This window comes from Rhizobium sp. S163, assembly GCF_030380805.1.
In the GTDB taxonomy this organism is placed as follows: Bacteria; Pseudomonadota; Alphaproteobacteria; order Rhizobiales; family Rhizobiaceae; genus Rhizobium.
This window is the reverse complement of record NZ_JAUDSA010000038.1, coordinates 55599-67784: the sequence shown is the minus strand read 5'-3', so window position 1 is coordinate 67784 and position 12186 is coordinate 55599. Positions and strand designations below refer to the sequence as shown.

The 12186-nt window shown below is 63.5% G+C and carries 8 protein-coding genes and 1 pseudogene; 5 read left to right on the top strand and 4 right to left on the bottom strand.

The features are described 5' to 3' along the window. Positions 1 to 34: 34 nt before the first annotated feature. Positions 35 to 868: pseudogene (locus tag QTL96_RS29250) on the top strand (FecR domain-containing protein); the annotation flags it as partial. Positions 869 to 1522: 654 nt separating this feature from the next. On the opposite strand, the gene QTL96_RS29245 reads toward QTL96_RS29250, so the two are convergent. The 4 genes from QTL96_RS29245 to QTL96_RS29230 form a co-directional block, all read right to left on the bottom strand. Then, positions 1523 to 3703, bottom strand: coding sequence for an adenylate/guanylate cyclase domain-containing protein (locus QTL96_RS29245; RefSeq protein ID WP_289730213.1), 2181 nt, complete (start codon positions 3701 to 3703; stop codon positions 1523 to 1525). Positions 3704 to 3812: 109 nt separating this feature from the next. Then, positions 3813 to 4184 carry a hypothetical protein gene (locus QTL96_RS29240; protein WP_289730212.1) on the bottom strand — a complete coding sequence of 124 codons (372 nt, stop codon included), beginning with the start codon at positions 4182 to 4184 and terminating at the stop codon, positions 3813 to 3815. 276 nt (positions 4185 to 4460) lie between these two features. After that, complete coding sequence (locus QTL96_RS29235) at positions 4461 to 4688, bottom strand: hypothetical protein (RefSeq protein WP_081619983.1); 228 nt, start codon at positions 4686 to 4688, stop codon at positions 4461 to 4463. Between the two features lie 203 nt (positions 4689 to 4891). Then, on the bottom strand, positions 4892 to 6034 hold the full coding sequence (locus tag QTL96_RS29230) for a GH25 family lysozyme (RefSeq protein ID WP_289730211.1): 1143 nt from the start codon (positions 6032 to 6034) through the stop codon (positions 4892 to 4894). 433 nt (positions 6035 to 6467) lie between these two features. Between QTL96_RS29230 and QTL96_RS29225 the strand changes: the two genes are divergently transcribed. The 4 genes from QTL96_RS29225 (at position 6468) to prmC (ending at position 12089) form a co-directional block, all read left to right on the top strand. Beyond that, positions 6468 to 7742, top strand: coding sequence for an aspartate kinase (locus tag QTL96_RS29225; protein ID WP_026283559.1), 1275 nt, complete (start codon positions 6468 to 6470; stop codon positions 7740 to 7742). Positions 7743 to 7833: 91 nt separating this feature from the next. Beyond that, positions 7834 to 10101, top strand: coding sequence for a phosphoenolpyruvate--protein phosphotransferase (gene ptsP, locus QTL96_RS29220; protein WP_018901545.1), 2268 nt, complete (start codon positions 7834 to 7836; stop codon positions 10099 to 10101). Between the two features lie 27 nt (positions 10102 to 10128). Next, positions 10129 to 11211, top strand: coding sequence for a peptide chain release factor 1 (gene prfA, locus QTL96_RS29215; protein ID WP_289730210.1), 1083 nt, complete (start codon positions 10129 to 10131; stop codon positions 11209 to 11211). Beyond that, positions 11208 to 12089 carry a peptide chain release factor N(5)-glutamine methyltransferase gene (gene prmC / locus QTL96_RS29210; RefSeq protein WP_289730209.1) on the top strand — a complete coding sequence of 294 codons (882 nt, stop codon included), beginning with the start codon at positions 11208 to 11210 and terminating at the stop codon, positions 12087 to 12089. The genes prfA and prmC overlap by 4 nt, the downstream gene beginning before the upstream one ends. Positions 12090 to 12186: the final 97 nt, after the last annotated feature.

Genomic DNA, 12186 nt, shown 5'->3' with positions numbered 1-12186 from the left:
GCGTAATGCATTGGCCGCCATGCTCGGCCTGTCCATGTGTTTTCCATTGTGTTTCCCGTTTCCGGCGTACGCGGAGGTTGCGGTCGGCGAGGCGACTCTCATCAAGACAGAGGTGGCTGGGGAAAACGGGCCTCTGGTGGTCAAGGACCCTGTTCATCGCGACGAACGCATCCGCACCTCGATCGGCGGGCTTGGTCAATTCGTCTTCCGGGATGGTACCAAGCTTGCCGTCGGCGCCGGGTCGTCGGTGGTGATCGACAGCTACGTCTACGACGATGCCAATTCGGTCAAGAAGCTGACGATCAAGGCGGCGAAAGGCACGTTTCGCTGGATCAGCGGCAATTCCTCCTCATCGGCCTATTCGATCGTGACGCCGGCGGGAACGATCGGTGTGCGCGGCACGGCATTCGACGTTTATGTCGCGCCCAACGGCACCACGGCGATGGTGCTTCTCAACGGTTCGGCGCAGTTCTGCGGCGCCGGTGGGTGCAAGCAGCTGCGCGAGCAGTGCGACTGCGTGATCGCATCGCGCGGCGGCGGGGTGTCGGATCCGCGCAAGGTGGACGAGACGACGCTCAGGACGCTGAGGAATAACAAGGCGCTGCCGTTCCTTTCGGGAAACCAGCAACTGTCGGGCCCGCTCGGCAATATCCGCACCAGCTGCGGCCTGCGCAGCATGCGCGCCGATCGTCAGGACCGGCCGCAAGAGAGCACACCGGTGCCGACGCTGTTTCCGCCCCAGGAGCGGGCGCCGCAGCAGGCGCCGGACCGGCCACAGAAGCCTGATAAACCGTATAAGCCGGACAAACCCGAGAAGCCGCATCATCATCATCCCGACAAGCATCACCATGACAGGGATGACCATCATCCGGGCCGTCACCACCATGATCGCGACAGGGATCACGATCATTGGGGCGGACGCGGAGGAGATCGCGACGGGCATCATGGCCACAATGACGGCGGCGGCTGGGGTCAGCGCAGCGGGCATCACGACGGTCAAAATGGGCATGGTCGGCGCGACGGATGGGGCAACCGGCACGAGGGGGCGCGGGATCGTGGTGGCGACAATCACGGTGCGCGGGATCGGGGCAATCGGGATCATGCAGCGCGCGATGGAGGCCGCGATCATGCCGATCGAGATCGCGGAAGACGGGACAATGGCGGCCGGGATCATGGAAGCCGGGATCGTGGCGGCCGGTCCGATGGCGACCGCAATGGGCATGGCGGGCATCGTGACGGCCCGCAGGGCGGTGCTTCGCCGGCAAATGATGGTCAGGCTCAGGCCGGCGGGGCAGGGTCCGCTGTCGGCGATGGTGGCCAGGGCGGTGCAGGGACCGACGCCGGCAACGGCGCCGAGCGTGGCGATGGGGCCGGCTCGGGCGGGCATCGTGGCGGGTGGCATGGCCGCAACGGCGATCAGAATGGTGGCTGGCAGGGCGGAGGCGGTCGCCATATGCGCGACCGTAGCGGCGGCGATGGCGGTAGCAGCGACTAAGTCGGCTTTATCCTGATACGAGCGCCCTCACGACGCCTGCTCCGATAGCGGGGCGGGGTCTTCGGTCGGTGTTTCCCTGAAATGATCGGCGCGGCGGGCGAGGCGGCGGTAGAATTCCGGCAGTGTCGCCGGGTAGGGCTGTGCCCGCTGCCGGACACGGGCGAGCAGCTTGCGGCTGTCGGCGGAGCGGGTGGCGAAGGCTTCAACCAGGGCCTGATGCGCGGTTTCGAGAAGGGCGAAGGTTGCCGAGAGGCCGACGGTCTCGTCGCCCAGCGTGGCGTAGAGGCGGGTGCGGGTGCTCTTGCCCTTGAGGCCGAGCGAGCCGGCATCGAGCAAGGCGAAGTGCGGCAGGGCCGCGGCTGTCGTCTCGGACACCAGGATATCGAAGCCGACTTCCTTGCAGCAGCCCTCGATGCGGGCCGAGACATTCACCGCGTCGCCGACGGCGGAATAATTGAAGCGGCTTTCAGCGCCCATGTTGCCGACGCAGGCGAGCCCCGTATGGATGCCGATGCCGATGCCCACCTCGTATTCTTCGCCGAAGCCGAAGGCATCGGTCGCGTTCAGCGTCGCCAGCGTCTCGCGCATGGCAAGGGCGGCGCGGACGGCCTTGGCGGGGTGGTCGGCGACATCGACAGGCGCGTTCCAGAAGGCCATGATGGAATCGCCGATGAACTTGTCGAGCGTGCCTTCATTGGCCACCACATGGCGGCTCAGCGCATCGAGCAGCGTGTTGAGGAAGCGGACGACCTCGGCGGGCTGCAGGCGCTCGCTCAGCGTCGTGAACCCCCTGACGTCGACGAACATGACCGTCAGCTCGCGATCGTCGCCACCCAATCGCAGCGCATCCGGATTGTGCTCGATGCGGTGGAGCAGCGAGGGAGAGAGATATTGGCCGAACGCCTTGCGAACCTCGCGGCGCTCGCGGTCGATCACCAGGATGCGGAAGGAAGTGGCGGCGAAGTGGATGATCGAGGCGGCGACGATCGGGGCGAGCGGATCAAACAACAGACCCCATCGCGAAAAGGCGAACCAGGAGCTTGCGAAGGCGAGCGCGGTGACAATCAGGCCCCAGGCGAGGCCGACGGCGGGGCTGACGAAGGTGGTGACGATGACGAGGCAAGTGCCCAACACCGCGATCAGCAGGATCTCCATGCCATCGGCCCAATCCGGCCGCGAGAGGAAGTGGCCCGACAGGATCTGCTCGACGGTCTGCGCATGGATGGAGACGCCGGGCACGTTTTCGCCGAGCGCGGTGGTGCGGATATCCTGCAGGCCGGCGGACGAGGTGCCGACGAAGACGATGCTGCCCTGCACGGCTGCGGCGACATCCGGCGCGGGTCCATCGGGCGCCAGCACCTTGCCGGCGGAGATGTAGCGATCGGCGATATCGGGGCTGGTGTAGAGCCAGAGTTCGCCGGATGAGGTGACAGGCACCACGAAATCGCCGACCTTGATCGAGGTCAGCGTGTCGGGAATATCGGGTGCTGCCGCGACGATATAGGTCGAGGCGCCTTGCGCGACGCGCAGTGCTTCCAGCGCCAGGTTCGGATAGAGCTGCGCGCCATCACTGAGCAGCAGGGGCACGCGGCGGACGGTGGCGGAGTAGGTGCCGGGGTTGAGGCTGATATGGCCGAGGCCGGTGGCGTTGATCTGCAATTGCGGGCGCACCGGCGTTGCCGCCGTCATGCGCGGCGGGGCGTTGAACGGGCTCTCGCCGGTGAAGGCGAAGCCTGCTTTCACCGGCGGCTTGTAGCTGCCGTCCATGGAGAGGCCGAAGCCGAGGACCACGGGCTTGTCGGCGATGGCTTGCGCGAAGAGCTGGTCGTTATCGGGTAGTCGGCTAAGAAGCGTCGGATCGACGCCCGCGACATCGCGCATGATGGAGCGCGGCGACAGGCGGTCGGCCTCGGCGAACAGCACGTCGAAGGCGATCGCGGCCGCTCCCATGTCGGACAGGCGCTGCACCAGAAGCGCCAGCCGGTCGCGCGGCCATGGCCACTGGCCGAATTCCTTCAGCGATGCCTCGTCGATGTCGATGACACGGACGGGTGTGTTTTCGAACTTGCGCGGGGTGATGCGCTGGTATTCGTCGAAGGTGATGTCGCGGATCTGGCGCAAGAGCGGCGGGTCGGTGGCGCGCAGCAGCGTGAAGCTCGCGACGAGCGCAAGGCCGAGAACCACGCCGATTTTCTGCATGCGTGTCATGATCGGCCGGCCCCCGAGCCTGCAACCGCCTCACACTCTTGCGCGACATGCTCTAGGCTGCCCGTTTCCCGGGCGTGACGCAACTGCGTCTTTCGGGCGTTCGGCTTTGCTAGAGTTCAGTGCATGTCAGCTCGACCGCGCCTTTGTTGTTCCAGTACATCCATGGAATATCGTTGGCGCAGCAGTAGAGAACGCCGGTTTTCGGGGCGGTCCAGGACGGATAGGACGCGCCGATCAGAAACGCCGTATCCGTGTCCTGATCGATTGACCCGATCAGGGCGAACCACTGCGCCTTGGGCATGACTCTCAATCCGGCAAACGGTCGCAGCCACGTTCGGTCATAGCCGTTCGCGTCCTCATTGATCTTCCAATCCGTCCACGTACCCGATGCCGTGAAGGCGTAGGTCGCGCCCTGCTTGACATCGCAGACGCGTGTCCAGCGTTCTCTTGCCGGTATGGATTTCGTTATTATGAATGGCATGATGACATCTCCCCACGATGCGCAGCCGCAAGCGGGAAGATTAGTTGCATTTTACAGTGTTGCAACAATTAACTGTATTTCGAAGCAGCTCATCCTCTCCCTCATTCTCGCCCTTGTGGCGGGAATCCAGCCGACGCGCGTCCGCGCGGCGAGAGACTTTTCTTCGGCGAAATACATGCCTGGAGCACGTCATTCACGGCGCAGACGCGCCGTGGCTGGATGCCTGTGACAAGCACAGGCATGAGGGAGGAATAGGCCGCCATCATTGCGCGATGCTCAGCCCTGCGGCATCGCATCGTTCTTGCTTGAGGCAGCATGGGCTTCGAGTATTGCCGCCGCGATCACCTTGCGCAGTTCGTAGACCAGCGATCTGGAGCGCTTGCGATCCAGGTCCTGCGCCGCCTTCGCAAGGTTAAGTCCCTCGTTCAACACAATGTGATGGGCGCGGGCCAGTGCCCAGGTTTCGATATCAAGATTTCCCATTCGGAATCTCCGCCAAATCATTCAGCATCAAAGACATTCGCGAATCAATCTACGCCGCATACTTACGATTGAAGAAGAATCACAGTTACCTATGCTTGGAAATATACGCGACACCCGAATTTTAGTGGTGTGACAAAATAGTTGCGCCGTGGCAGCGGGTGTGCCGCGCCACGGTTGTGCCTATGCCCGATCGATATCAGTGCAGGTTGATCGCTCTCGGATCGTCAGTCGTTGGCGGCCATCATCCGGTTGCTGGGGCGTCCCGAAGACCAGCGCATCCATTGATCCGGGCTGCCGTTGAAGACGTTGAGGTCGATCCTGCCTTCGACGCCGTGCGACAGGCCCGAGCCGGAATACTGCCAGAAGAGCCACTTGCGGCCGGGATAGCGCTTGGACGGATGGGCGGCGACGGAGCGCAGCCAGAAGGGGTAGTTCTGGAAAGCGCCCTGCAGGTTGTCGGCGTAGAAGTCGGGCGCGGTGTAGATGACCGGGCGCTTGCCGTAGTAGCGCTCGAGCTTGTCCATGAAGACCTGCATTTTCTCGAGCACGTTTTCGGTCGAGGGGCGACGCTTGCAGGCGGATTCGCCGTTCCATTCGACGTCGATAACGGGCGGAAGCGCATCGGGATCGCGCGGCACGTTGCGGATGAACCAGTCGGCCTGTTCGCCGGCCGTGCGGCACCAGTAGAAGAAGTGATAGGCGCCGCGCTTCAGGCCGGCTTCCTTGGCCTTGCGCCAGTTGGTGCGGAACATCGGGTCGAGGTGGTCGCCGCCGTCTGTGGCCTTGATGTAGGCGAAGTTGGCGCCCTGAGTGCGCAGTCTCGGCCAGTCGATGTCGCCCTGCCAGCGTGAGACGTCGACGCCGTGAACGGCGAGCTTGTGTGGCGAGGAGCGGCCGAAGTTGATCGGCTTGGCGTCGCGGAACTGGCGGCTATAGAGCTTGCTGCGCGTGCGCGGCTGCGCCGTCTCCTCCATATCGGGAAGATCGGGGCGCTCCATGATCGGGGCGACAACCGGCGTGACAACGGGCGGGCGCGCCGGTGGCGTCATCATCGCGACCTCCGTCGCTGCCATCGGGCGCTCGGCGGGAAGCGGCGCGCCGACGGCGCGGTCGGCGGACTCGAAGGCCTTCGATTCCGGGATCGGGCCGGCCCAAGCCAGCACTTCCTGGTGCGGAGCGGTTTGCTGGCCAGCGGCGATATCGGCGGAGGGTACCGGCGCGGATGGGACGGCGGCGGGCGGGGCCACAGAGCTTGTCGTCTCGCGAGAGGGGGCGGCTGAAGCCAAGACGTCGGGGCCAGACGTCGACGTGCAACCCGCAAGGGTCAGACAGGCAAGGAAGATTGCTGGCACAGCCGAAAAACGCATTGGGAACCCGTTACTCATTACAGGCCGGACGCCGAACTTAGGTGGCGCCAGGAACATCAAAGGGTATTGCTAACGGGAAATTACCAAAAAAAGCTGAATCTAATCTTTACGCCGAGAAATGTGCGGGGACGGGGCAGCGCGCTTTGGTGGCCCAGCGCCTCGCGGGATTGTCATAGTCATGTCACATGTGGTTCGGCGCTGCCTCGCGCGGCCTGCAAATTACACGCGCAATTGAGGCCGTCATTCTCCTTTCCCCACCTTGCCACCCCCTCACAAACTCGTTAAGAGACGCCGCAACTTGGGCCCTTGGGCGCAGGGCTTTAGAAGGGTTCCAGAACCTCCCAATTCCGGCTCTTCGGCCCGTGGCTTCCAAGGCTTCGTCGTGCCGGGTCTGGCGTTCGTCTCTCCCGGCGGTTTGCTGTGGTAGAGGCTTATGGCACGCATCGTAATGAAGTTCGGCGGAACATCCGTCGCTGACCTGGACCGTATCAAGAACGTTGCCCGCCACGTCAAACGCGAGGTCGATGCCGGTCATGAAGTGGCCGTCGTCGTTTCCGCCATGTCGGGCAAGACAAACGAACTGGTCGGCTGGGTGCAGAACACGCCGAAGGTCGTCGGCGCAAGCTCGCCTTTCTATGATGCCCGCGAATATGACGCCATCGTCGCTTCCGGCGAGCAGGTGACTTCGGGTCTTCTGGCGATCGCGCTGCAGGCCATGGACGTCAACGCCCGCTCCTGGCAGGGCTGGCAGATCCCGATCCGCACCGACAACGCGCATGGCGCCGCCCGCATCCTCGAGATCGACGGCTCGGAAATGATCAAGCGCATGGGCGAGGGCCAGGTGGCCGTCGTCGCCGGCTTCCAGGGTCTCGGCCCCGACAACCGCATCGCGACGCTCGGCCGTGGCGGTTCGGATACGTCGGCGGTCGCAATCGCTGCAGCCGTCAAGGCTGACCGCTGCGACATCTATACCGACGTCGACGGCGTCTACACGACCGATCCGCGCATCGTGCCGCAGGCGCGCCGCCTGAAGAAGATCGCCTTCGAGGAAATGCTCGAAATGGCATCGCTCGGCGCCAAGGTGTTGCAGGTTCGCTCGGTCGAGCTTGCCATGGTGCACAAGGTGCGCACCTTCGTGCGTTCGTCTTTTGAAGATCCCGATGCTCCGGGCATGGGTGATTTCTTGAATCCGCCCGGAACGCTGATTTGTGACGAGGAAGAAATCGTGGAACAGGAAGTAGTCACCGGCATCGCCTATGCCAAGGATGAGGCGCAGATCTCGCTTCGCCGTCTCGCCGACCGTCCGGGCGTCTCCGCCGCGATCTTCGGACCGCTGGCCGAGAACCACATCAATGTCGACATGATCGTCCAGAACATCTCGGAAGATGGCTCGAAGACCGACATGACCTTCACCGTGCCTTCGGGCGACGTGGACAAGGCCATCAAGGTGCTCGGCGAGCACAAGGATACGATCGGTTACGACGTCGTGCAGAACGAATCGGGCCTGGTGAAGGTGTCGGTCATCGGCATCGGCATGCGCAGCCACGCCGGCGTCGCGGCGACCGCTTTCAAGGCACTTGCCGATAAAGGCATCAACATCAAGGCGATCACCACCTCGGAAATCAAGATTTCCATCCTGATTGATGGTCCTTATGCGGAACTCGCTGTCAGGACTTTGCATTCCTGCTACGGTCTGGATAAGAATTGATTCCCAGCAGGGCCGCCGCGCGTACAAGTTGATTAGTGGCGCGGCGATCTGCCGGGCCACTTTGCCTTCTGTTTTTGGAGCTTGAGACGCAATGAGAGACCTTTCCGGCGGTCCGCGCGTGCTGCTCAAGCGGCTGCGCGAGTTGATGGCGGAGCCGCTGGAGCCACAAGAGCGTCTTGACCGGATCGTTCGCCAGATCGCCAGCAACATGGTGGCGGAGGTTTGCTCCGTCTATGTGCTGCGTTCCGACGGCGTGCTCGAACTCTATGCAACCGAAGGTCTGAACCGCGAAGCTGTCCACTTGGCGCAGCTGAAAATGGGGCAGGGCCTCGTCGGCACGATCGCCGCATCGGCCGCCCCTCTCAATCTCTCCGACGCGCAATCGCATCCCGCCTTCCGTTACCTGCCGGAGACGGGCGAAGAGATCTATCATTCCTTCCTCGGTGTGCCGATCCTGCGCGCCGGCCGCTCACTCGGCGTTCTCGTCGTGCAGAACAAGGCAAGCCGCAACTATCGCGACGAGGAGCTGGAAGCGCTCGAAACAACCGCGATGGTGCTGGCCGAGATGATCGCCACCGGCGAGCTGAAGAAGCTCACCAAGCCGGGGCTCGAGCTCGATCTCACCCGCTCGGTCACGATCGACGGCGACACCTATAATGAAGGCATCGGCCTCGGCTATGTCGTGCTGCACGAGCCGCGCATCGTCGTCACCAACCTGCTCAACGACGATGCCGACAAGGAAATACGCCGGCTTGCCGAAGCGCTGGGTTCCCTGCGCATCTCGATCGACGATCTCCTGTCGCAGCGCGACGTCTCGATGGAGGGCGAGCATCGCGAGGTTCTCGAGACCTACCGCATGTTCGCGCACGACCAGGGATGGGTGCGCAAGCTGGAAGAAGCGATCCGCAACGGCCTGACGGCGGAAGCCGCGGTCGAGAAGGTGCAGAGCGACACCAAGGCGCGGATGATGCGCCTGACGGACCCTTATCTGCGCGAGCGGATGCATGATTTCGAGGATCTGGCGAACCGCCTGCTGCGGCAGCTGACGGGCTATACCGGCCGCACCTCGGGCGATGGCTTCCCTGCGGACGCGATCATTCTGGCGCGCGCGATGGGTGCCGCCGAGCTGCTTGACTATCCACGCGCCAATGTGCGCGGTCTGGTGCTCGAAGAGGGCGCCGTCACCAGCCATGTCGTGATCGTGGCGCGCGCCATGGGCATTCCCGTCATCGGCCAGGCGGCCGGGATCGTTGCGCTGGCCGATAATGGCGACGCTGTCATCATCGACAGCGATGGCGGCCATGTGCATCTGCGGCCGCTGCCGGAGCATCAGCGTTCCTACGAGGAGAAGGTGCGGTTCCGCGCCCGCCGGCAGGAGCAGTTCCGGGCCTTGCGCGCGGTCGAGCCGCTCTCCAAGGACGGGCAGCGCGTGTCGCTGCAGATGAATGCCGGCCTGCTGGTCGACCTGCCGCAACTGTCGGAATCGGGCGCCGAGGGCATCGGGCTCTTCCGCACCGAGCTGCAGTTCATGATCGCATCCACGCTTCCGAAGGCGGAAGAGCAGGAGCAGTTTTACCGCAACGTCCTGAAGCAGGCCGCCGGTCGGTCCGTTACCTTCCGCACGCTCGATATCGGCGGCGACAAGGTCGTGCCCTATTTCCGCGGCCATGAGGAAGAGAACCCGGCGCTTGGCTGGCGGGCGATCCGCCTGTCGCTCGATCGCCCCGGCCTGCTGCGCACGCAGCTGCGCGCCATGCTGAAGGCGGCAGCCGGCATGGAACTGAAGCTGATGGTGCCGATGGTGACCGAGGTATCGGAAATCACCGCGGTGCGCGAACTGCTGCAGAAGGAAGTGCAGCGCCTGTCTCGCTTCGGCCACGGGCTGCCGCGCAAGCTGCAGTTCGGCGCCATGCTCGAGGTGCCGGCTCTCTTGTGGCAGCTGGACGAGCTGATGGCGGCGGTCGATTTCGTGTCGGTCGGCTCCAACGATCTGTTCCAGTTCTCGATGGCGGTCGACCGTGGCAATGCGCGGGTCTCCGACCGTTTCGACACGCTGGACAAGCCGTTCCTGCGTATCCTGCGCGATATCGTGCGCGCGGGCGAGCGCAACAACACGCCGGTGACGCTCTGCGGCGAATTGGCGGGCAAGCCGATTTCGGCGATGGCGCTCTTAGGCATCGGCTTCCGCTCGGTGTCGATGTCGCCGGCTTCGATCGGTCCGGTCAAGGCGATGCTGCTCGGCCTCGACGTAGGCGCACTGTCCAAGGCGATGCACGAGGCGCTCGACGATACGACGACGCCGACATCGATGCGCGAACTGCTTGCCCATTTCGCCGAAACACACAACATCCCTCTGTAGCCAGAGACAAACAGAATTGGAGTGAGGGTGGCGAAGCTTCCCGTTGAAAAGATGCGCGAGCTGGAACGCCGCTTCGGCGAGATCGAAGCGCGCATGTCGGCCGGCCCTTCGGCCGACGTCTACGTCAAGCTTGCCTCCGAATATGCCGAGCTGCAGCCCGTCGTGACCAAGATCCGCGCCTATGAAAAGGCGTTGTCGGAGCTTGCCGATCTCGAGACGCTGCTCGATGACAAGACCGTCGACCGCGAGATGCGGGATATGGCCGAGATGGAGCTTCCGGAGGTCAAGGAGCGGATCGAGGCGCTGGAACAGGAAATCCAGATCCTGCTGCTGCCCAAGGACGCGGCCGACGAGAAGAGCGCCATCCTCGAAATCCGCGCCGGCACCGGCGGCTCGGAGGCGGCGCTATTCGCGGGCGACCTGTTTCGCATGTACGAGCGCTATGCGGCGGCACATGGCTGGAAGGTCGAGGTTCTCTCTTCCAGCGAGGGTGAAGCCGGCGGTTTCAAGGAAATCATCGCGACGATCACCGGCAAGGGCGTGTTCGCCAAGCTGAAGTTCGAATCCGGCGTGCACCGCGTTCAGCGCGTGCCGGAGACGGAAGCGGGCGGGCGTATCCATACGTCGGCTGCGACGGTTGCCGTGCTGCCGGAGGCCGAGGAGATCGACATCGAGATCCGCGCCGAAGACATTCGCATCGACACGATGCGCTCGTCGGGCGCCGGTGGTCAGCACGTCAACACGACCGACTCGGCCGTGCGCATCACCCACTTGCCGACGGGCATCGTCGTCACGAGCTCCGAGAAATCGCAGCACCAGAACCGCGCCAAGGCGATGCAGGTTCTTCGCTCGCGTCTCTACGACGCCGAGCGCCAGCGCGCCGACAGCGAGCGCTCCGCCGACCGCAAGAGCCAGGTCGGCTCCGGCGACCGCTCCGAGCGTATCCGCACCTATAATTTCCCGCAGGGCCGCGTCACCGACCACCGCATCAACCTGACGCTCTACAAGCTCGACCGGATGATGGTCGGCGAAATCGACGAGATCGTGGATGCGCTGATGGCCGACTACCAGGCGAGCCAGCTGTCGCAGCTCGGCGAACAGTCGCTATGAGTGATCAAGGGAAACAGGTCGGCGCGACGGTTTCCCAGCTTCTGGCCGAGGCGCGGCGACGCTTCACCGCGGCCGGCGTGGCCGATCCGGCCGCCGACGCGCGCGTTTTGATTTCGGGGCTGCTCAGGCTGACGACGACCGAGATGCTGACGCGGGGTGGTGATGTGGTCGAGGACGCGGCTGCCGTGCGCATCGAGGACGCGATCACCCGCAGACTGGCGCATGAGCCGGTGCATCGAATCTTGGGCGAGCGCGAGTTCTACGGCCTGCCTTTGTCGCTTTCTGCGGAAACGCTGGAGCCCAGACCGGATACCGAAATCCTCGTCGATACCATGCTTCCTTATATGAGAGACCTTGCGGGTAAGCATGGTAATCTCCATATACTGGATATGGGAACGGGAACCGGGGCGATATGCCTCGCGCTGCTCAAGGAATGTCCCGAGGCATCGGGCATCGGCAGCGACATCTCCGTCGACGCGCTGAAGACGGCGCAATCCAACGCGGAAAGAAACGGGCTGCAGCAGCGCTTCAAGGCGGTGCAATCCAGCTGGTTTCAGGCCATAGATGGGAAGTTTCACGCTATTGTCTCAAATCCGCCCTATATAGCGTCCAGTGTCGTTGACACTCTTGCTCCCGAAGTGACAAAATTTGATCCGGCCGCCGCACTGGATGGCGGCATGGATGGGCTTGACGCCTACCGTTCCATTGCCAAGGATGCCGCAAGGTTCATGCATCCAGACGGTGTTATAGGGCTCGAGATAGGCTACGATCAGCGAACGGAAGTGACCGAAGTTTTTGAGGCTGAAGGCTTCAAATGCTTGGAATCGGTGAAGGATTACGGCCACAACGACCGTGTGCTCGTGTTCGCCCGTAGCTGATCGGCAACAAGCGGCTGAATAGACTAGTCCATTGGTGTCATTGCGAAGAAAAGGCTTGGATTTAAACGGGAAGCAATATAGGTTGCCCCCACGTATT

What these genes read in the sequence shown, in the direction of transcription:
- QTL96_RS29245 (WP_289730213.1), bottom strand. Translation starts at nt 3,703, where the DNA reads ATGACACGCATGCAGAAAATCGGCGTGGTTCTCGGCCTTGCGCTCGTC.
- QTL96_RS29240 (WP_289730212.1), bottom strand. Translation starts at nt 4,184, where the DNA reads ATGCCATTCATAATAACGAAATCCATACCGGCAAGAGAACGCTGGACA.
- QTL96_RS29235 (WP_081619983.1), bottom strand. Translation starts at nt 4,688, where the DNA reads ATGATTTGGCGGAGATTCCGAATGGGAAATCTTGATATCGAAACCTGG.
- QTL96_RS29230 (WP_289730211.1), bottom strand. Translation starts at nt 6,034, where the DNA reads ATGCGTTTTTCGGCTGTGCCAGCAATCTTCCTTGCCTGTCTGACCCTT.
- QTL96_RS29225 (WP_026283559.1), top strand. Translation starts at nt 6,468, where the DNA reads ATGGCACGCATCGTAATGAAGTTCGGCGGAACATCCGTCGCTGACCTG.
- ptsP (WP_018901545.1), top strand. Translation starts at nt 7,834, where the DNA reads ATGAGAGACCTTTCCGGCGGTCCGCGCGTGCTGCTCAAGCGGCTGCGC.
- prmC (WP_289730209.1), top strand. Translation starts at nt 11,208, where the DNA reads ATGAGTGATCAAGGGAAACAGGTCGGCGCGACGGTTTCCCAGCTTCTG.